The sequence below is a fragment of the Novosphingobium resinovorum genome (assembly GCF_036352595.1).
Lineage (GTDB): Bacteria > Pseudomonadota > Alphaproteobacteria > Sphingomonadales > Sphingomonadaceae > Novosphingobium > Novosphingobium resinovorum_B.
Genome location: NZ_JAZFAX010000023.1, coordinates 36,926 through 55,178, shown reverse-complemented (window position 1 = coordinate 55,178; position 18,253 = coordinate 36,926). Strand labels below are relative to the sequence as shown.

22 protein-coding genes and 1 riboswitch are annotated in these 18,253 nt (G+C 67.2%); of the genes, 18 read left to right on the top strand and 4 right to left on the bottom strand.

Going from position 1 to position 18,253, the window contains the following annotated elements; genetic code table 11:
• Positions 1–221: 221 nt before the first annotated feature.
• Positions 222–533 carry a hypothetical protein gene (locus V2S85_RS19195; RefSeq protein WP_330704428.1) on the bottom strand — a complete coding sequence of 104 codons (312 nt, stop codon included), beginning with the start codon at positions 531–533 and terminating at the stop codon, positions 222–224.
• A 327-nt stretch (positions 534–860) separates the two neighbouring features.
• Here V2S85_RS19195 and lptB point away from each other — a divergent pair, with 327 nt between their 5' ends.
• The 4 genes from lptB to V2S85_RS19175 all read left to right on the top strand — a co-directional run bounded on the left by lptB (position 861) and on the right by V2S85_RS19175 (position 5,636).
• Positions 861–1,658 carry an LPS export ABC transporter ATP-binding protein gene (lptB, locus tag V2S85_RS19190; RefSeq protein WP_330704427.1) on the top strand — a complete coding sequence of 266 codons (798 nt, stop codon included), beginning with the start codon at positions 861–863 and terminating at the stop codon, positions 1,656–1,658.
• Between the two features lie 26 nt (positions 1,659–1,684).
• Positions 1,685–3,208, top strand: coding sequence for an RNA polymerase factor sigma-54 (gene rpoN, locus V2S85_RS19185; RefSeq protein ID WP_330704426.1), 1,524 nt, complete (start codon positions 1,685–1,687; stop codon positions 3,206–3,208).
• A gap of 348 nt (positions 3,209–3,556) precedes the next feature.
• Positions 3,557–4,072: a TonB family protein gene (locus V2S85_RS19180; RefSeq protein ID WP_330704425.1), complete on the top strand. Its 516-nt coding sequence runs from the start codon at positions 3,557–3,559 to the stop codon at positions 4,070–4,072.
• 277 nt (positions 4,073–4,349) lie between these two features.
• Entirely contained in the window at positions 4,350–5,636 is a 1,287-nt protein-coding gene (locus V2S85_RS19175; RefSeq protein WP_330704424.1) for a glycosyltransferase, read from the top strand.
• A gap of 117 nt (positions 5,637–5,753) precedes the next feature.
• On the opposite strand, the gene V2S85_RS19170 is transcribed toward V2S85_RS19175, so the two are convergent.
• Positions 5,754–6,380 (bottom strand): SOS response-associated peptidase family protein, encoded by a 627-nt coding sequence (locus V2S85_RS19170; RefSeq protein ID WP_330704423.1) that lies wholly within the window; start codon positions 6,378–6,380, stop codon positions 5,754–5,756.
• Between the two features lie 159 nt (positions 6,381–6,539).
• A riboswitch (TPP riboswitch) is annotated at positions 6,540–6,650 on the top strand.
• Between the two features lie 64 nt (positions 6,651–6,714).
• Here V2S85_RS19170 and thiC point away from each other — a divergent pair.
• Entirely contained in the window at positions 6,715–8,574 is a 1,860-nt protein-coding gene (gene thiC, locus V2S85_RS19165; RefSeq protein WP_330704422.1) for a phosphomethylpyrimidine synthase ThiC, read from the top strand.
• Between the two features lie 161 nt (positions 8,575–8,735).
• Here thiC and V2S85_RS19160 read toward each other — a convergent pair whose 3' ends face one another.
• The gene (locus tag V2S85_RS19160; RefSeq protein ID WP_330704421.1) at positions 8,736–9,044 is read right to left on the bottom strand and encodes an alkylphosphonate utilization protein; all 309 of its coding nucleotides are present in this window, start codon (positions 9,042–9,044) and stop codon (positions 8,736–8,738) included.
• A 119-nt stretch (positions 9,045–9,163) separates the two neighbouring features.
• Between V2S85_RS19160 and V2S85_RS19155 the strand changes: the two genes are divergently transcribed.
• From V2S85_RS19155 to V2S85_RS19110, 10 genes are all read left to right on the top strand, one after another.
• Positions 9,164–9,448 carry a hypothetical protein gene (locus tag V2S85_RS19155; protein WP_330704420.1) on the top strand — a complete coding sequence of 95 codons (285 nt, stop codon included), beginning with the start codon at positions 9,164–9,166 and terminating at the stop codon, positions 9,446–9,448.
• A complete protein-coding gene (locus V2S85_RS19150) occupies positions 9,445–10,188 on the top strand; it encodes a DUF72 domain-containing protein (protein WP_330704419.1) in 744 nt (247 codons plus the stop codon). Before V2S85_RS19155 ends, V2S85_RS19150 begins: the two co-directional genes overlap by 4 nt.
• 99 nt (positions 10,189–10,287) lie before the next feature.
• On the top strand, positions 10,288–11,691 hold the full coding sequence (gene thrC, locus V2S85_RS19145; protein ID WP_330704418.1) for a threonine synthase: 1,404 nt from the start codon (positions 10,288–10,290) through the stop codon (positions 11,689–11,691).
• Positions 11,691–12,602 carry a class I SAM-dependent methyltransferase gene (locus V2S85_RS19140; RefSeq protein ID WP_330704417.1) on the top strand — a complete coding sequence of 304 codons (912 nt, stop codon included), beginning with the start codon at positions 11,691–11,693 and terminating at the stop codon, positions 12,600–12,602. The genes thrC and V2S85_RS19140 overlap by 1 nt, the downstream gene beginning before the upstream one ends.
• Before the next feature lie 134 nt (positions 12,603–12,736).
• Positions 12,737–13,108 (top strand): dihydroneopterin aldolase, encoded by a 372-nt coding sequence (locus V2S85_RS19135; protein ID WP_330704416.1) that lies wholly within the window; start codon positions 12,737–12,739, stop codon positions 13,106–13,108.
• A complete protein-coding gene (locus V2S85_RS19130; protein WP_330704415.1) occupies positions 13,105–13,464 on the top strand; it encodes a Rossmann fold domain-containing protein in 360 nt (119 codons plus the stop codon). Before V2S85_RS19135 ends, V2S85_RS19130 begins: the two co-directional genes overlap by 4 nt.
• Positions 13,461–14,480 (top strand): GTP 3',8-cyclase MoaA, encoded by a 1,020-nt coding sequence (gene moaA, locus V2S85_RS19125; protein WP_330704414.1) that lies wholly within the window; start codon positions 13,461–13,463, stop codon positions 14,478–14,480. Before V2S85_RS19130 ends, moaA begins: the two co-directional genes overlap by 4 nt.
• A gap of 1 nt (position 14,481) precedes the next feature.
• The gene (locus V2S85_RS19120) at positions 14,482–14,742 is read left to right on the top strand and encodes a MoaD/ThiS family protein (RefSeq protein WP_330704413.1); all 261 of its coding nucleotides are present in this window, start codon (positions 14,482–14,484) and stop codon (positions 14,740–14,742) included.
• Between the two features lies 1 nt (position 14,743).
• Entirely contained in the window at positions 14,744–15,187 is a 444-nt protein-coding gene (locus V2S85_RS19115; RefSeq protein ID WP_330704412.1) for a molybdenum cofactor biosynthesis protein MoaE, read from the top strand.
• Positions 15,188–15,267: 80 nt separating this feature from the next.
• Positions 15,268–15,699, top strand: a complete 432-nt coding sequence (locus V2S85_RS19110) for a hypothetical protein (RefSeq protein ID WP_330704411.1) — start codon at positions 15,268–15,270, stop codon at positions 15,697–15,699.
• A 109-nt stretch (positions 15,700–15,808) separates the two neighbouring features.
• On the opposite strand, the gene V2S85_RS19105 is transcribed toward V2S85_RS19110, so the two are convergent.
• On the bottom strand, positions 15,809–16,336 hold the full coding sequence (locus V2S85_RS19105; RefSeq protein ID WP_330704410.1) for a hypothetical protein: 528 nt from the start codon (positions 16,334–16,336) through the stop codon (positions 15,809–15,811).
• 253 nt (positions 16,337–16,589) lie between these two features.
• Here V2S85_RS19105 and rplU point away from each other — a divergent pair, with 253 nt between their 5' ends.
• The 3 genes from rplU (at position 16,590) to V2S85_RS19090 (ending at position 18,035) form a co-directional block, all read left to right on the top strand.
• Positions 16,590–16,886, top strand: coding sequence for a 50S ribosomal protein L21 (gene rplU / locus V2S85_RS19100; RefSeq protein WP_330704409.1), 297 nt, complete (start codon positions 16,590–16,592; stop codon positions 16,884–16,886).
• A 24-nt stretch (positions 16,887–16,910) separates the two neighbouring features.
• Positions 16,911–17,180 carry a 50S ribosomal protein L27 gene (rpmA, locus tag V2S85_RS19095; RefSeq protein WP_008828936.1) on the top strand — a complete coding sequence of 90 codons (270 nt, stop codon included), beginning with the start codon at positions 16,911–16,913 and terminating at the stop codon, positions 17,178–17,180.
• 294 nt (positions 17,181–17,474) lie between these two features.
• Positions 17,475–18,035 (top strand): GNAT family N-acetyltransferase, encoded by a 561-nt coding sequence (locus V2S85_RS19090; RefSeq protein WP_330704408.1) that lies wholly within the window; start codon positions 17,475–17,477, stop codon positions 18,033–18,035.
• The last annotated feature ends 218 nt before the right edge of the window (positions 18,036–18,253 follow it).

Sequence of the window (18,253 nt, the reverse complement as noted above, 5' to 3'; positions counted from 1 at the left end):
CGGCAAAGCCAGTGTGATACCTGCGGCCCCGATTGCGGTAAGGCCGCCCTGCAGAATTGTTCTTCGACTAAGCGCGCGATCCATAGTGACCTGAATACCACAGTCGATCCCGCCGATCCACCGTCTCGTCGCTTGATCGGCGCAAGAAGGGAGCGTTCCGGCGCAAATCGCGTTTGGTCGCGCTCACTTTCCGGCCGCGTTGCAGAGGCTTCGGCCCCCGATTAACGCGGGAACGCCAGCGCGAGGCCTTTGAACAGGGCGGTGAGGGCGAAAGGCAGGCCGATCGCCAGCAGCCAGAGCGCCAGCCTGTCCCTTCGGTAATAAGGTGCGAGCGCGGGATCATGGGCCTGTTCGTCAGTCAGCCGGTTCCAGCGCGATTCGAATCGGCGGCACGCGGGGATGATCGCCACCACCAGCACGACCAGCGCGAAATAGGGCAGCAGCGAGCCGCCGTGGGCCTTGAGCGCACCGATCGTCACGAAGATCTGCAGCGCGGTGTAGACGAGCAGCGCATAAGCGATGTGATCGCTCATCTTGCGGCGCCAGTCGCTTGCTGGCGAGCCGGCTGAGCGGGCCCCGTCTTGCGGCGCCGAGATTTCCGGGCACGGACTGGAACCCGGCGTCGGCCGGTGCGCTGCATGCTCCGAAAACCTGTCCATAAGGGCAATGCTCCCTCGACCCTGTCTGTAGCGACTACATCATCGAAAGACGTTCATGACAAGTTCAGTTTCATTTTCCGCAAGTGCGAAGGCGATCGGCCGATCCCTCGGCGCGAGTCATGCACGAATCCTGCCAATTGCATCGACTAGGCGAAAATGCCGTCTTGCGGCGTCATGCCCGCCTGCGGTAAGCCCCGCGCGATGACTGTCGACCAAACGCAGGACCACGGCACCGAACACGGGCCTACCGCCACCGATTCCGCGCTTCTGGCGCAGAACGGCGGGCTGGAGGTCATCTCGATCGCCAAGAGCTACGACAAGCGCGCGGTGCTCACCGACATCTCGCTGTCGGTCGCCAAGGGCGAGGTGCTGGGCCTGCTGGGCCCCAACGGCGCCGGCAAGACGACGTGCTTCTATTCGATCATGGGGCTGGTGCGGCCGGACTCCGGACGCATCCTGATGGACGGCGTCGATGTCACGCGCCTGCCGATGTACCGCCGCGCGATCCTGGGCCTGGGCTACCTGCCGCAGGAGACCTCGATCTTTCGCGGCATGACGGTGGAGCAGAACATCGGCGCGGTGCTCGAACTGAACGAGCCCGACCGGGACGTGCGCCAGGCCGAGCTGGACCGCCTGCTTGACGAATTCGGCCTGACGCGGCTGCGCTCGAGCCCGGCGATGGCGCTTTCAGGCGGTGAGCGCCGTCGCTGCGAAATCGCCCGCGCGCTCGCCGCCAAACCTTCGATCATGCTGCTGGACGAGCCCTTCGCGGGGATCGACCCGCTGTCGATCTCGGACATCCGCGACCTCGTGCGCGATCTCAAGACGCGCGGCATCGGCGTGCTCATCACCGATCACAACGTGCGCGAGACGCTGGATATCGTCGATCGCGCCTGCATCATCTACGGCGGCCAGGTGCTCTTCGCGGGCAGCCCCGAGGCGCTGGTGGCGGACGAGAACGTGCGGCGGCTCTACCTGGGCGAAGGTTTCACGCTGTGAGGCCTTGCCTCTCGGACCTCTGATCCATGGCGCTGGGGCCGCGCCTCGATCTACGGCAGAGCCAGTCGCTGGTGATGACGCCGCAGCTGCAGCAGGCGATCAAGCTGCTGGCGCTGTCGAACCTCGAGATCGAGACTTTCATCGGTGAGGCGCTCGACGCCAATCCGCTGCTCGACGCCACTTCGGCGCCGGGGACGACGGGCGCTGCCGTCGAGACGGTGGAGGCCCCCGCCGATGCGCGCAGCACCGCGCTGGAAACCTCGGGCGTCGATCGCCTGATCGGCGAGGGCCGGGCCGCCGACGACCGCCCGCTCGACATCGATGCCGGCGCGCTGGACCGTGACCGGGACACCGGCGACGGTACGCTTCGCGACGAGGCCGGGTGGGGCGCGGACTTGCGGCTGAGCGGGCCGGGCGGCGGCGAGGAAGGCCCAGGGATCGACGACCGCGCGGCGCCCGGCGGCACCTTGTCCGAGCATCTCGAGGCGCAGGTCGGCGCGGCGGCGCGCGATACGTTCACCGAAGGCGTGGCGCGCTACATCATCGGCCAGCTCGACGAGGCCGGCTACCTGCCTGTCGGCTTGTCCGAACTGGCCGGGGATCTCGGCGTCGAGATGGCCGGGATGGAGGCGGGACTGGCGCTCGTGCAGTCGCTCGACCCCACCGGCGTGGGGGCGCGCAGCCTGTCCGAATGCATCGCCCTGCAGGCGCGTGAGGCGGATCGCTACGATCCGCTGATGGCCAGGATGATCGACAACCTCGATCTCCTCGCCAAAGGCGAACTGCCGCGCCTGAAGCGCATCTGCGGGGTCGACGACGAGGACTTCGCCGACATGCTGGCGGAACTGCGCGGCTACGATCCCAAGCCCGGCCTGCGCTATGGCGGCGAGCCGAGCGGCGCGGTGACGCCCGATATCCTGGTGACGCCGCGTGCGGATGGCGGCTGGGACATCGCGCTGAACCAGGCGACGCTGCCGCGGCTGATCGTCAATCGCGGCTACTACGTCGAACTCAAGGGCGAGTGCGGGGACAAGGCCGCGCGCGCCTGGTTGTCGGACAAGCTGGCCGATGCCAACTGGCTCATCAAGGCGCTCGACCAGCGGCAGAAGACGATCCTCAAGGTCGCTGCCGAACTCGTGAAGCAGCAGAGCGGCTTTTTCCGGGGCGGCGTTTCGCACTTGCGGCCGCTCACGCTGCGGGCGGTGGCGGAGGCGATCGGCATGCACGAATCGACCGTCAGCCGCGTCACCTCGAACAAGTTCCTCAATTGCCCGCGCGGCACGTATGAGCTGAAGTACTTCTTCAGTTCCGGCGTCGCCTCGGCCGACGGAGAGGGCGGGGCCTCGGCCGAGGCCGTCAAAGCCGCGATCCGCCAGCTCATCGATGCCGAGGATGCCAAGGCGATCCTCTCCGACGACGCGCTGGTGGACCTGCTCAAGAGCAAGGGTTTCGAACTCGCGCGGCGCACCGTGGCGAAGTATCGCGAGGCGATCGGGCTGGGCAGTTCGGTGCAGCGGCGAAGGCAGAAGGCACTCGCGGCGGCGCGCTGAATGGTGCGGTGCACTATAAGCTAAGCATGGTGATACTATCCATGCTAAGTTAAACGCTTGGTATACTTGGCGAAAATCTGTTTCCAAGTAAAACGGTTATGATATCGTCGTCTCCGTGACCGGTGCCGTTTCTGCGGTAAGTCGCAGGCAAACGGGCCCGCACATAGGAGAAGCCCATGTCTTACGCCGACGGGAGTTCCGGAAGTAAACGCAAGGCCCTGACGGGCGGGGTGGTCGTGCTGATCCAGGGCGGCCTTGCGCTGGCGCTGGTGAACGGCCTGGCCGTCAACTTCTTCGAAAAGGAAAAGCCCCCGCGCCTCGCCAGCGAGTTCTTCCCCCACCGCGCCGGTGACGCCCGACCCGGTCGATCCGCCCAAGGCGCAGCCCGAGCAGCCGCTGGTGCGCGATACCCCGATCACCGCGCCCAAGCCGAAGATCGATTTCGAACCGCGCGCGCCCATCACCGGCGTCACGGTCGATCCGCTGCCCGCCGCCGGCAGTTCCGACCTCGCGCTCGACTTCGGATTGCCGACCACGAAGCCGGCCGATCCGCCGGCCCGCTTCGCGCCGAAGTCGGCGAAGCCGCGCGGCAATGTCGCGGGCTGGGTCACCACTGACGACTATCCGACCGCAGACGTGCGCGCCGGCCATACCGGGACGGTACGCTTCCGCCTCGCCATCGATGCGGGCGGGCGGGTCACCGGCTGCACCGTCACCCAGTCCAGCGGCTTCCCGGGGCTCGACGAAGCGACCTGCCGTAACGTCACCAGGCGGGCGCGCTTCGATGCCGCGAGCGATGCCATGGGCGAGAAGGCGACAGGCTCCTACGACGGGACGATCCGCTGGGTGATCCCCAACGACTGACGATACGCGACAAGCCTTTGGCGGTCTTCGGGCCGCCCGGTCGGAGTATGGCCCGTTCCGCCATCCACCAGGGCCTGCTCCGGCCGTCAGGATGAAAAGTCGCCGTTCGCGCTCCCTCCCCCGGGGCGCACTGAACCCTTCCGGCCGCGATCCCCAATTCGCGTTCGGGAGGGTTTCTTTCGGTTTGCACTTAGGCCCCGCGCTGCAGACGATTTACCATGCCGGCCTAGGTTCGGGCTCGAGAAGGCCGCATCCGGCGGCCGGTCGGGGCCAGGCGATGATACCCAGGAGCTTTCACTTCATCTGGATCGGGGACGAGGACAAGCGCCCCGACAATTGCATCGAAAGCTGGCGCCGCGCGCACCCCGACTGGGAGCTGCGCCTCTGGGGCAATGCCGAACTGGAGGCGGGCGGCTGGATCAACGCGCATCACATGGCCGAGATGCGGGCGCGCGAACTCAACGGCGTCGCCGACATGATGCGCTGGGAAATCCTCCACAAGCACGGCGGGCTGGTGTTCGACGCGGATTCGGTCTGCACCCGCCCGCTCGACGCATGGCTGCTCGATTGCGAGGCCTTCGCCTGCTGGGAAAGCGAGATCGCGCGGCCCGGCCTGATCGCGGCGGGCTATTTCGGCTGCGCGGCGGGGAACACGTTCGTGCAGCGGATCATCGAGGACATCGCCGCCTCGCCCACCGTGGTCGATGCGATGGCCTGGCAGACGGTGGGGCCGCAGCGGCTGACCGACTGCTACCGCAAGTTCGCCTATAGCCCGCTGCGCATCTACCCCAGCCACTATTTCATCCCGCGCCACTTTACCGGTGTGACGTATGAGGGCGGCGATCCGGTCTATGCCCACCAGCTCTGGGGCTCGACCCTCAGCGCTTACGAGACGATGCATGCGGTGGACATTTCCGCCGTCGCCGCACCGGCACCCGATCCCTCGCCGCTGGAGCGCATCCATGCGCCGTACTTCCTCCAGCGCGTGCCGGTGAGCACCGAACTGGCGGGGCTCGGGCGGTTGGAGGTGCTCGCCAGCCTCTGCGCCGAGCAGCGCGTGCTGCATCTGGGCTGCGCGGACTGGCCGATCACCGACCCGGCGACCTCGCTCCACGTCGCGCTGGAGCCGCACTGCGCGGCGCTCGACGGTCTCGATCCGCACGGCGAGGCGCTGGCGGCGCTGCGTCCGCACGTCTCGGGCGCGCTGTTCACCGATATCGCGCAAGTGACCGGCAGCTACGACCTGGTGCTGGTGCCCGAAGTGCTGGAGCATGTCCCCGACGTGGCGGGTTTCCTGGCCGAGGTGGAGGCGATCGATGCGCCGCTGTTCCTGATCTCGGTGCCCGATGCCTACCAGTGCCGCCAGCGCCACTTCGACTTCGAGGCGGAGACCGAGACGTTCCTCGAAGGCGTCCATCCGGATCACAATCACTGGTATTCGCCCTATACTTTCGCGAACACCTTGCGGAAGTACAGCGGACTGCAACTGGAGCGGCTGTGGTTCTTCAACCGCATCTCGCTGCTGGCCCTGTTGAGCAAGCCGGAACCTTTCGGCGCGAGCTGAGTTATGAAGCTGTGTACCCCGGTCAAGGGCGGTCCTCAGGGGCCGCCCTTCCTCGTTTCAGGCCCCCGTTTGTTCAACTGGCGCCTGTTCAACTGGCGCCTGTTCACTGGCGTCCGTTCAGCCGGGCTCCCGCACCAGCATCAGTGACGAGGAATAGGGCGCTACCAGTCCCTTCGCCCGGTCCCAGCCGCCGCGCAGCCACACGTCCTGCACCGCAGGGTCGGGCGGCAGGATCACCGGCATCGTCTCGCGCCCCTCGGCTTTCAGCGCCGCATTGGCCTCGCAGGCGAGGAGCGCGAAGGAGGGGATCTCACTGTCTTTCCACACTGCTGCCATGGCGAAGACCGGCTGGTCGGCGCAGGCGAACCAGCACTGGCGGCGCTTGCCGTCGGTGGGAGAGGGGCGGCCCCATTCCATGAAGGCGGTGGCGGGGATCAGGCAGCGGAACTCGCTGTTGCGCAAGTTGCCGATCCAGAACGGACTGTCGAGGTTGCGCACCGTCAGGATGCCGCGCTGCTCGTGGACGGAGGGCGGCGGCGGCACGCCCCATAGGCGCGGGATCATCCGGCGCGGAGTGCGATATTGTGGCCTCGGCCCGGCGATCGCTTCTCGGCCAGCAGTGATGACCGGCGCGAACTGGCCGGGCGCGACGTGGCCGCCGTCCCACGGGTCATTGCCGGATTCGGCCCCGAAGGAGCGCGCGACATGCGGCGCGGGCGCGTCGAGGCGATAGAGCATCGGCATGGGCGGTGCCTTAGCTGACGATCCTGCCGAATTGAACGATTCGTCATTGCGAGCGCAGCGAAGCAATCCAGGGCAGTCTTGAGCCGCCCTGGATTGCTTCGCTGCGCTCGCAATGACGAAGTGTTGGTCTGGACCTCTTCTCAATCGCCGGTTATCACTGCGCCGTCCCCGGGGAGCCAGCAAGTGGCTGAGAGTTGTGGGTATGCTCCACAAGACCCGTCGAACCTGAACCCGTTAGTACGGGCGGAGGAAGTGGAGCGTCGGGTTTTGAGCATGTTTCAACGCCCGCAATGCGTCTCTTTTTTCGTCCCATGGAGAAAAAGAGAGGCAATCCATGGCAGACATCAATTCCAAGCTCGAGATCGGCGTGACCACCGGCCCCATTCGCGGATCGAGGAAGATCCACGTCGGCCCGCTGGGCGTGGCGATGCGCGAAATCCACCTCGAACCCGGCAGCGGCGAGGCCCCGGTGCGGGTCTACGACACCTCCGGCCCCTACACCGACCCGAACGTTGTGATCGACATTTCGGCGGGCCTCGCCCCCAAGCGGCGCGAATGGATCACGGCGCGCGGCGACGTGGAGGATTACGCCGCGCGCGAGGTGAAGCCCGAGGACAACGGCCTCAAGGGGCCTGACCGATCGGCAGGGGTTCCGGCCTTTCCCAATGTCGTCAGGCGGCCCTTGCGCGCGAAGGCGGGCATGAACGTCAGCCAGATGCACTATGCCCGGCGCGGCATCATCACGCCGGAGATGGAATATGTGGCGGAGCGCGAGAACCTTGGCCGCGCGATGCTCAAGGAATACGTGCGCGATGGGCAGGACTGGGGGGCGTCCATCCCCGATTACGTGACGCCCGAATTCGTGCGCGAGGAAGTCGCGCGCGGCCGCGCCATCATTCCCTCCAACATCAATCACCCCGAAAGCGAGCCGATGGCGATCGGGCGCAACTTCCTGGTCAAGATCAACGCCAACATCGGCAACTCGGCCGTCGCGTCGGACGTGGCGAACGAGGTCGACAAGATGGTCTGGTCGATCCGCTGGGGCGCCGACACCGTCATGGACCTCTCCACCGGGCGCAACATCCACGACACGCGCGAATGGATCATCCGCAACAGCCCCGTGCCCATCGGCACCGTGCCCATCTACCAGGCGCTCGAGAAGGTCGGCGGCATTGCCGAGGAGCTGACCTGGGAAGTCTTCCGCGACACCCTGATCGAACAGGCCGAGCAGGGCGTCGATTACTTCACCATCCACGCCGGAGTTCGCCTGCCCTTCGTGCCGCTGGCGGCGAAGCGCGTCACCGGCATCGTCAGCCGCGGCGGCTCGATCATGGCCAAGTGGTGCCTGGCGCATCACAAGGAATCGTTCCTCTACGAACGCTTCGACGAAATCACCGAGATCATGAAGGCCTACGACGTCGCCTACTCGCTGGGTGACGGCCTGCGCCCCGGCTCGATCGCGGATGCCAACGACGAGGCGCAGTTCGCCGAACTCTACACGCTGGGCGAACTCACCAAGCGCGCCTGGGAGCAGGACGTGCAGGTCATGATCGAGGGGCCGGGCCATGTGCCGATGCACAAGGTCAAGGAGAACATGGAAAAGCAGCTGGCCGCCTGCGGCGAGGCGCCGTTCTATACCCTCGGCCCGCTCGTCACCGATATCGCCCCGGGCTACGACCACATCACCAGCGGCATCGGTGCGGCGATGATCGGCTGGTACGGCACCGCGATGCTCTGCTACGTGACGCCCAAGGAGCACCTGGGCCTGCCCGACCGCGACGACGTGAAGGTCGGCGTGGTCACTTACAAGCTGGCCGCCCATGCCGCCGATCTGGCGAAGGGCCACCCGGCAGCCAAGGTCCGCGACGATGCGCTGTCCCGTGCGCGCTTCGAGTTCCGCTGGCGCGACCAGTTCAACCTGTCGCTCGATCCCGACACGGCGGAGCAATACCACGACCAGACGCTGCCGGCCGAGGGCGCCAAGTCCGCGCATTTCTGCTCGATGTGCGGGCCCAAGTTCTGCTCGATGAAGATCAGCCAGGAAGTGCGCGAGTTCGCCGCGAAGCAGAACCAGCCGGTCGAAACCTTCGTCGCCGCGGCAGAGGCCGAGGCGGGCATGGCCGAGATGAGCAAGGTGTTCCGCGAAACCGGCAGCGAACTCTACATGGGTTCAGGCGGGCGCGAGCACGACTGAGCCTGCGGGCGGGCTGGGCTTGGCGATGGGGCTTCGACAAGCTCAGCCTGAGCGGGTTTGGGAGGGTTTCACACCAACCCCGCTCATCCTGAGCTTGTCGAAGGATCATCCTCAGCCTGTCGAAGGGTCAGGCACCGCCTGCCGAAGCCCGTCGGCCCGGCTCACCGCTTGCGCACGAACTCCGCGCGCAGGACCAGGCCCTTGATGCCGGGATAGCGGCAATCGATCTCCTGCGCGTCGCCGGTCAGGCGAATCGCGGGGATCACCGTTCCGCGCTTTAGCGTCTGGCCGGCGCCCTTCACGTCCAGATCCTTGATAAGCGTCACCGAATCGCCGTCCGCCAGCAGGTTGCCGACTGCATCACGCACTTCCACGGCATCGGCCGCCGCGCGCTTGGCCGCCAGTTGCGAGGCGGGCAGCCATTCGCCGCTCTCCTCGTCGTAGACGTAGTCCTCGTCGTCGCCTGCCATCGCAATTCTCCTGATAGGCCGCGTCCTTGGCAGCGCGGCGTGCGTTTGACCAGCAGGATGCCGCACTTCGCAGCATCGCAGGCGGGTGCTACGGTGCCCGTTCCCAAGGAGGGCCACGCATGCGCAACCCGACGACCGACTGGATGAGCCTTGCCCACGACAGCTACTGGCTCTGGGCGGAATCGCTCATGGTCATGGGCATGCGCACCACCGACATGATGACCGGCCGGGGCAGCGATCGCGAGAATGCGCTGATGGTCTCCGAAAAGGTGAAGGCCGCCGCCGAGGTGGGGATGATGCTGGCGACCTCCGGCGCCTCGCCGAAGAGCGCGGGCAAGGCCGTGCGCCACTATCGCCGCAAGGTCACCGCCAACCGCAAGCGCCTCGCGAGGAAAAAGTCGTGAGCGCCCGCATCGGCATCGGCGGCTGGACGTACGAGCCCTGGCGCGGCCTGTTCTATCCCGAGGGCCTCGTCCAGTCGCGCGAACTGGCCTATGTCGGCGAGCACCTCACCGGGACCGAGATCAACGCCACCTTCTATCGCGGCCAGAGCGCCGCCAGTTTCGCCAAGTGGCGCGACGCGGTGCCGGAGGGGTTCCGCTTCGCGCTCAAGGGCAGTCGTTACTGCACCAACCGCAAGAACCTCGCCGAAGCGGGAGAGAGCGTCGAAAAGTTCATGGCGCAGGGCCTCGTCGAACTCGGCGACAGGCTGGGCCCGATCAACTGGCAACTCGCCGCCACCAAGCGCTTCGACGCCGCCGAGATCGCCGCCTTCCTGGCCCTGTTGCCGGCGCGGCACGAGGGCCTGCCGCTGCGCCATGCGCTGGAGGCGCGGCACGAGAGTTTCGACGATCCGGCCTTCTTCGACCTGTGCCGCAAGGCAGGGGTCGCCGTGGTTCTCGCCGATTCCCCCAAGTATGCGGTGCTCGACGCGCCCGACTGCGCGCCGTTCGTCTACGTCCGCCTCCAGGCCGCTCAGGCGGATCTGGAACAGGGCTATCCCGATGCGGAACTGGACGCATGGGCCGGCCGGGTGCGTGGCTGGACCGGTGAGGGGCGCGAGGTTTTCGCCTTCTTCATCAACGGCGCCAAGGAGCGCGCACCGGCTGCGGCGATGGAACTGATCCGGCGGGTGAAGGGCTGAGGCGAGGGCGCCGACAGTCGCGACCGGAGCATTTCTTTCGTGTTTCACCCGCAGCACGGTCTTTTCATTTCGCGCCTTCACCGCTAACCGCGCTTTCCCATGGACTATATCAGCACTCGCGGCAGCGCGCCCGCGCTCGACTTCGAAGGCGCGACGCTTGCCGGCCTCGCATCGGACGGTGGCCTCTACGTGCCGCGCGAATGGCCGCGCTTCTCGGCGGACGAGATCGCGACCTGGGCGGGCCTGCCTTATGCCGAGCTGGCCGCCAAGGTCATGGCGCCGTTCGTCAAGGGCAGCCTTACCGAGGAGCGCCTGCTGGAGCTGACCACAGAGGCTTACGGCCGCTTCGCGCACGAAGGCGTGACGCCGCTCAAGCAGCTCGATTCGCAGCAGTGGCTGCTCGAACTGTTCCACGGCCCCACGCTGGCGTTCAAGGACGTGGCGCTGCAACTGCTCGGCCTGCTGTTCGAGGAATTCCTCGGCCGTTCGGACCGCAACCTGACGATCGTGGGCGCGACTTCGGGCGATACCGGTTCCGCCGCGATCGACGCGGTGGCGGGGCGCGCCAAGGTGGACATCTTCATGCTCCACCCCAAGGGCCGCGTCTCCGACGTGCAGCGCCGCCAGATGACCACGGTGTTGGCCCCCAACGTGCACAACCTCGCGCTGGAGAACGCCAACTTCGACGATGCGCAGGCGATCGTGAAGCGGGTCTTCAACGACAAGGGCATGACCGACCGCTTCGCCATCGGCGCGGTGAACTCGATCAACTGGGCGCGCCTGATGGCGCAGGTGGTCTACTACTTCGCGGCCGGGCTGCAGCTGGGCGCGCCGCATCGCAAGGTGGCGTTCTCGGTGCCGACCGGCAACTTCGGCGACGTCTTCGCGGGCTATGTCGCGGCGCAGATGGGCCTGCCGGTCGAGAGGCTGATCGTCGCCACCAACGTCAACGACATCCTCCACCGCGCGCTGGCCGAGGGCGATTACTCGCAAGGGACCGTCACGCCCACCGCCGCGCCGTCGATGGACATCCAGGTGTCCTCGAACTTCGAGCGCCTGCTGTTCGACCTCGGCGGCCGCGACGGCAAGGCCCTGGCCGAGCAGATGGCCGGCTTCGAATCGACGAAGGCCATGCAACTGACCAACGCCCAGCGTGAGGGCGCCTCGGCGCTGTTCTTCTCGGCGCGCGCCGATGCGGACGAAATGGCCTCGACCATCCGCTGGGCCTACGAGGCGACCGGCGAGCTGATCGACCCGCACACCGCCTGCGGCCTGTTCGCCGCGCGTACCGCCGGCATCGACGCGGGCGTCCCGGTCGTCACCCTGGCGACCGCGCACCCCGCCAAGTTCCCCGAGGCGGTCGAGCGCGCCACCGGCCAGCGCCCCAGCTTGCCCGCGCGCGTCGGCGACCTGTTCGAGCGCGAGGAAAAGTACGAAACGCTGCCCGGTACGTTCGAGGCGGTGACCGAATTCGTGGCGGCGCACGCTGCCCCGAAAGCCTGATGGCTGAACTGGTCACCCAGCCGCTGGTCCTCGCCGGAGAGGGCTGGGCGGATTACGGCCTCGTCGATTCGGGCCACGGCCGCAAGCTGGAGCGCTACGGCGACTACCGCTTCGTTCGCCCCGAACCGCAGGCGATGTGGACCCCGCGTTCCGAACACTGGGACGCGCACGGCGAATTCGTGCCCGGCTCGGACGAGGACGGCGGGGGCAGGTGGCAGTTCGACAAGGTCGTGCCGCGCGACGGCTGGCCGCTGGCGTGGAACGAGGTGTCGTTCACCGCGCAGTGCACGCCGTTCCGCCATCTCGGCTTCTTCCCGGACATGGCGCCGGTGTGGGACTGGATGCGCGGGATGCTGGCCGGGCGCACCGACGCGAGCACGATGAACCTGTTCGGCTATACCGGTGTCGGTACTCTTGCGCTCTCCGCGCACGGCCCGGTGACGCATGTGGACGCCTCGAAGAAGTCCGTCGCGCAGGCGCGCGAGAATGCGGCGCTGGCAGGCCTGCAGGACCGCCCGGTGCGCTGGATGATAGACGACGCGGCCAAGTTCGCCGCGCGCGAGGTCCGGCGTGAGAAGCGCTACGACGGCATCATCCTCGATCCACCCAAGTTCGGGCGCGGCCCCACCGGCGAGACGTGGCGTCTGGAGGAGCACCTTCCGGGCCTCCTCGCCGATTGCCGCAAGCTGCTCGATGCCGACAGCCGGTTCCTGTTCCTGACGGTCTATGCCGTGCGCATGTCCTCGCTGGCGCTGGCCGGGCTGATGGACGAACTGTTCGCAGGGCTTCCGGGCAAGATCGAGCACGGTGACCTGTCGGTGCGCGAGGACGCCCTTCGACCGGCTCAGGGTGAGCGGGAGGGACGGTTGCTGCCCACTGCGATCTTTGCGCGCTGGTCCAATCCCGAGTAGCCCCAACCACCTTCGTCATTGCGAGCGTAGCGAAGCAATCCAGCGCGGTTTGTGCTGGCCTGGATTGCTTCGCTACGCTCGCAATGACGAAATGTTTTCGTCGGGAGCGATGATATTCTAAAGGCGCCTCCATCATGGCCGATTCGCTGATCCTTGAAGTCGCCGATTTCGAACGCGATGTCCTCACGGGCATCTATTCGGAGGAAACCGGCAAGCCGCAGCCGCTGCGTTTCACCATCGCGGTGAAGCTGAAGCCTGCCGACCACTACGCCCCCGACACCCCGCTGTCGGCGAGCAAGAACTACATGGACCTCAAGTTCGCGGCATCCGACGCGCTGCCGCAGGGTGTCCATTTCAAGCTGATCGAGGCCGTGGCCGACCACGTCTGCGAGACGCTGTTCCTGCAGGACGAGCGGGTCGAGGCGGTGACCGTCAAGATCGTCAAGCTCGCGCTCACCGAGGCGAACGAGCAGATCGGCATGACCCTCACGCGGGAACGGCGTTGAACGAACTGCTCCACCTCGGGCCGCTGTCGGACGACGCGCTCGAGGCGGCGGCCGACTTCCATGCCCGCCTGCTGCCGGGGATCGAGGCGACGCTGTCGGGCGGCGCCGATCCGCTGACGCTGGTGTTCCTGCCCGCCCCTTGCGACTTGCGCCACGAACACCGCGCCTGGCGCCTCGCCGCCGTGCAGGGGCTGGCGCGCCGCTTTGCACCTTCGCGGGTGAACGCCGTCGAGAGCGACGAGCGCGAGGCCGTGACCGCGGCGCAGCGCTGGCTCGACGGCGCGGGCGGGGTCACCGGGCAATTGCTCCCGCTGGATGGCAACGGGGCCGGCGGAGTGCTATATCCGGCCGCATGAGCACGCCGCCGCCCCTCATCGACCAGTTCCAGCGCAGGATCACGTACCTGCGCCTGTCGGTGACCGACCGCTGCGACTTGCGCTGTGCCTATTGCATGCCGGAACGCATGGCCTTCCTGCCCAAGAAGGACGTGCTGACGCTCGACGAGATGCACGACCTTGCCCTCGGCTTCATCGCGCGGGGCATAACCAAGCTGCGGCTCACCGGCGGCGAACCGCTGGTGCGGCGCGACATGATCGAGCTGGTCCATGCCCTCGGCCGCCGGATCGGCGCGGATGACGGCGGGGGCAGTCTCGAGGAACTGACCCTCACGACCAACGGTACCCGGCTCGCCGAATTCGCGGACGACTTGCGCGCGGCGGGGGTGCGGCGGATCAACGTCTCGCTCGATACGCTCGACCGCGAGGCCTTTGCGCGGCTGACCCGGCGCGATTCGCTGCCGCAGGTGCTGGAAGGGCTGGCGGCCGCCAAGGCCGCGGGCCTCCGGGTGAAGCTCAACACGGTGGCGCTCAAGGGCATCAACGAGCACGAGATCGCCGATATCGTCGCCTGGGCGCACGCGCAGGGTTTCGAGGCGACGCTTATCGAGGTCATGCCGCTGGGCGAAGTGGAGGAAGACCGCTTCGACCACTACCTGCCGCTCGTCGGCGTGCAGGAGGATCTGGCGAAACGCTGGACGCTGACCCCCAGTGGCCACCGTACCGGCGGCCCGGCGCGCTACTGGGACGTGGCCGAGACCGGCGGCAGGCTGGGCCTCATCACCCCGCTCACCAACAACTTCTGCGAGGGCTGCAACCGCATCCGCGTCACCGCGACCGGGCAGCTCTACGCGTGCCTGGGCGGAAGCGAGCAGGTGGACTTGCGCGCGGCGCTGCGCTCGGCCGATCCGCAAGGGGCCTTGTCGGCGGCGCTCGACACGGCGATGCGGATCAAGCCCGCGCGCCACGCCTTCGCCATCGGCGCGCGCGGCGAAGCACCCGCACTGGCGCGCCACATGTCGATGACCGGGGGCTGACTTGCAGGCAAAGCTGGTGTTTCTCGGCCGTCTGGAAGAGATGGCGGGACGGCCGTTTCAGGACATCGCAGCCAGCGCGCCGCTGGATTGGACCGATGTGATCGGCTGGCTCGGCGATTGCTGTTCGACCGCACTCCTCGACGCCGTGCGCGGAGAGAAGGTCAGGGTCGCCATCAACGGGGCGCTCGTCGCCGACAAGGAAGGGCTCATCCTTTCCGATGGCGACGAGCTGGCCTTCCTGCCGCCCGTCTCGGGTGGCTGAGATGTCCGACGTTCGCCTGCTCACCGCGCCCTTCGATCCGGCGGCGGAGCTGAGCGCCTTCACCGCCGCGCATCCGCAGGCGGGCGGGATCGTCAGTTTCCTCGGCCAGGTCCGCGAAGGCGGAGGCTGCGAGGCGCTGGAACTCAGGCACTACGAACCGCTGACCCTGCCGGCAATGCGCGATCTGGCGGCGCGGGTGCGCGATCGCTGGACGCTCGGCGGCTTGCTGGTGATCCACCGCAGCGGCGTGATGCTCCCGGCCGAGCCCATCGTGCTCGTCGCGGCGGCAGCCCGGCACCGGCGCGACGCTTTCGCGGCGGCCGACTTCGCGATGGACCACCTCAAGAGCGAATCGTGGTTCTGGAAACGCGAGAAGCAGGGCGGCGAATGGCGCTGGATCGAACCGCGCGAGCAGGATTTCGAGGATATCGCCCGCTGGGCATGAATTGCGTGGACGTTTGACGCGCATCAACGAATCGCCGCGCAAAGGCGCGCATATGCCGATCACCCAAGGAGATCAGCATCATGTCCAGGCATCTTACCCGGCAGCAGCTTCAGGGTCTGGCCCTCGTCCTCGCCAATGGCACGGCCGTTCCCGTCCAGACCAGAGTGGACCGCAGCTTCGGCCTGCCGACCGGGCTCTACGTGGCGACGGTGGCGCTCTACCTCGCATTCATCGGGGTGATGGCCTCGGTGTTCATGAACCCGGAACTGGCGATCCCGATGGTCGTGTTCGCCGGCTTCGTGCTCATGGCCTTCGGGCTGGCGGGATACTGGACGCGGATGCAGCCCCGCAACGAGGCCGCGGCGCCCCGCTGGAGCCGGTTCGTCGCCGAGGGCATCGACACTTTGAACGGAAGGCTCACGGCCAACCAGGCGGCCGTCCAGGTTCTCACACTACCCGTGCTGATCCTGTGCTGGGGTCTGGCGATCGCCGCGATCGTGGCCTTCACCTGAGCCGTAGCCGCCTGGGCCGGGGGGCTTCTACAGGCGGATACACTCGGAACGTTCGGGAAGTCCCATCCTCCGGCCCGCCTCGGCGCGGTTGGGGATGGGACTTTTCGCGTCAGCCGCGCAGGCGCGCGGTGAGGCCGGCGAGCACCTTGTCCTGCGCATCCAGCAGCGCGGCGACTTGCGTGCGGGCATCGCCGATCGCCGCGGAGGCTGGCGATTCCTCGACCGGTGCCTTGTCGCGCGCGTCGGCATAGAGCACGTCAAGTTCGGCGAGCGCCGCCATCGCCGACGAACGGCTCGATTCCAGCCGGGCCAGCGCGACGCTGGCCGTGCTCCACGAATCGCTGCCGGTGGCGCCGGCAGAGCCGACCGCGCGCTCGGCGGCGGGGCGGTTGGACTGGAAACGGCCGTCGGCCTCCTGCGCCACCTTCACCAGCCCGGCAAGGCGAGTGACGAGGTCGGCGCTGGCCGGCGGCAGGGCGGGCAGCGGCGCCTGCGCCTCTCCCTGGGCGGCAGCGGCCGAGCCGCTTGGGCGCTCGACGTCGCGGATCGCGAGCGAGGGGTAAGTCCCCCCCGCCGAACAGGCGGCGATGCCGATGGGAAGCAACAGGGCGAGCAAGCGGGCTTTCGCGCGGGTCATTGCGGTGCCATAGCACGCACGCACCGGAGCGGGAGGGCCTTTCGTACCGTCAGTGCAGACTGTCATCCGGACGCCATCTGCGGTTGACACGAATCGGCCCATCTACTAACGGCACGCTTCTTTCCGGCACCTCGCATCACGCGGGGCGGTCGGCACGTCGCCCGAAAAGTTCCATGGCCCTCCGGGGTCTGAGCGGCCGGGGCAGGTTTGTTTCGGCTCGTTTCGGGCATTTTTGAGATTAGGTAAGGGCACCATGTTCGCAGTTGTGCGCACGGGCGGCAAGCAATACCGGGTTGCCGCCGGAGACAAGATCGCGGTCGAGAAGCTGGCTGGTGAAGCCGGTGACAAGATCACCCTGGGTGACATCCTGCTCGCAGGCAAGGACGGCGAAGTCGCGGACATCGCGAACGTGACCGTCGCCGCCGAGATCATCGCCCAGGCGAAGAGCGAGAAGGTCGTGGTGTTCAAGAAGCGCCGCCGCCACAACTACCGTCGCAAGGCCGGCCACCGCCAGCAGCTCACGCTGCTGCGCATCGTGTCCGTCGGCTGAACCCAGAATTCGGAGTAACCAGCAATGGCACATAAGAAAGCAGGCGGTTCGTCGCGTAACGGTCGCGACTCCGCGGGTCGCCGTCTCGGCGTCAAGAAGTTCGGCGGTCAGGAAGTGATCGGCGGCAACATCATCGTCCGTCAGCGCGGCACCCGCGTGTACCCGGGCGTCAACGTCGGCCTTGGCAAGGACCACACCCTGTTCGCTCTCGCGGAAGGCCGCGTGCGCTTCCACGACGGCAAGCAGGGCCGCAAGTACGTCTCGGTAGACGTCATGGCGGAAGCCGCCGAGTAATCGGATGGTCTGTCATAGGGCCATCCTGACGGGATGGCCCCGCCGATCCGCTTGAGGATCGGCAGATCGAGGGAGAGGGCCACGGCTCGTCTCCCTTTTTTCGTTTCTCCCTCCACCGTGTCCGGGAACCGGGACGACGCCCTTGGGTTGCACCGCTTCGGTGCAGCCGCAAAGGCGTCCGCCCACCCTCGGGAGCCCATGATTACAGCCTTGTAACCGGGGCTGGGATCGTACCCGTAATAGGGTTGTCACGCCTGCCGACTACGCGCGCGGTGGGGGATGGAGAGTACGAAGATGTTCATTCGCAGCGAAAGGCTGTTCCTGCGCCCCGCGTGGCCAGAGGACCGTGACGAATTCCTGGCCCGGATCGGCCACGAGGGCGTCGTGCGCAACCTCGCCCGCGTGCCCTGGCCCTATACGGAGCAGGATGCCCGTGCGTTCGTGGAAAAGCCGCAGGACCATCGCCTGCCCAGCTTGCTGGTCACCTTGCCCGGTGCCGGCGGCGCCCGCATCATCGGTGGCTGCGGGTTGTCGCTGCTCGATGGAGAGATCAACCTCGGCTACTGGATCACCCCGCAGGAGCACGATCGCGGCTATGCCACCGAGGCGGCGCGCACGGTGTTGAGCCTTGCCCGTGCACTGGGGCACGGGCGGGTCGTCGCGCATCACTATGTCGACAACGCCGCCTCTGGCCGGGTGCTCGAAAAGGTCGGCTTTCGCCGCACCGGGCGCGTGGCGGAGCGGTTCAGCGTCGGGCGCGGCCACGCCAGTCCCTCGCGTGAGCACGAGGTGGTGTTCGAGACGCCGGCCGATTGCGGCGGGGACGATTCGATGAACCGCCGGCGAGCGGCCTGATTGGCTCCGGATCGGCAGTTTCGGCCGTTAACCTTGCGGATGGGGTTCAGAAAGGGCGCTAGGGAGTAAGCCTTAGCGCCCTGCTTATGTGCGGTTAACCGGCAACTGCGAGGATTTCATCGTTTGTTGCGAAAGGTTCACACCAAACTTCGTGCATCGGCGGGCAATTTGTGTGCATGATCCGATTCGCGATAAAATAAAAATGACGGAGAACCACA

Coding starts and splice junctions, on each gene's coding strand:
- rplU (WP_330704409.1), top strand. CDS start 16,590: ATGTTCGCAGTTGTGCGCACGGGCGGCAAGCAATACCGGGTTGCCGCC.
- moaA (WP_330704414.1), top strand. CDS start 13,461: ATGAGCACGCCGCCGCCCCTCATCGACCAGTTCCAGCGCAGGATCACG.
- rpoN (WP_330704426.1), top strand. CDS start 1,685: ATGGCGCTGGGGCCGCGCCTCGATCTACGGCAGAGCCAGTCGCTGGTG.
- V2S85_RS19155 (WP_330704420.1), top strand. CDS start 9,164: ATGCGCAACCCGACGACCGACTGGATGAGCCTTGCCCACGACAGCTAC.
- V2S85_RS19105 (WP_330704410.1), bottom strand. CDS start 16,336: ATGACCCGCGCGAAAGCCCGCTTGCTCGCCCTGTTGCTTCCCATCGGC.
- V2S85_RS19115 (WP_330704412.1), top strand. CDS start 14,744: ATGTCCGACGTTCGCCTGCTCACCGCGCCCTTCGATCCGGCGGCGGAG.
- V2S85_RS19175 (WP_330704424.1), top strand. CDS start 4,350: ATGATACCCAGGAGCTTTCACTTCATCTGGATCGGGGACGAGGACAAG.
- V2S85_RS19170 (WP_330704423.1), bottom strand. CDS start 6,380: ATGCCGATGCTCTATCGCCTCGACGCGCCCGCGCCGCATGTCGCGCGC.
- V2S85_RS19195 (WP_330704428.1), bottom strand. CDS start 533: ATGAGCGATCACATCGCTTATGCGCTGCTCGTCTACACCGCGCTGCAG.
- V2S85_RS19110 (WP_330704411.1), top strand. CDS start 15,268: ATGTCCAGGCATCTTACCCGGCAGCAGCTTCAGGGTCTGGCCCTCGTC.
- thrC (WP_330704418.1), top strand. CDS start 10,288: ATGGACTATATCAGCACTCGCGGCAGCGCGCCCGCGCTCGACTTCGAA.
- V2S85_RS19140 (WP_330704417.1), top strand. CDS start 11,691: ATGGCTGAACTGGTCACCCAGCCGCTGGTCCTCGCCGGAGAGGGCTGG.
- V2S85_RS19160 (WP_330704421.1), bottom strand. CDS start 9,044: ATGGCAGGCGACGACGAGGACTACGTCTACGACGAGGAGAGCGGCGAA.
- rpmA (WP_008828936.1), top strand. CDS start 16,911: ATGGCACATAAGAAAGCAGGCGGTTCGTCGCGTAACGGTCGCGACTCC.
- V2S85_RS19090 (WP_330704408.1), top strand. CDS start 17,475: ATGTTCATTCGCAGCGAAAGGCTGTTCCTGCGCCCCGCGTGGCCAGAG.
- lptB (WP_330704427.1), top strand. CDS start 861: ATGACTGTCGACCAAACGCAGGACCACGGCACCGAACACGGGCCTACC.
- V2S85_RS19135 (WP_330704416.1), top strand. CDS start 12,737: ATGGCCGATTCGCTGATCCTTGAAGTCGCCGATTTCGAACGCGATGTC.
- thiC (WP_330704422.1), top strand. CDS start 6,715: ATGGCAGACATCAATTCCAAGCTCGAGATCGGCGTGACCACCGGCCCC.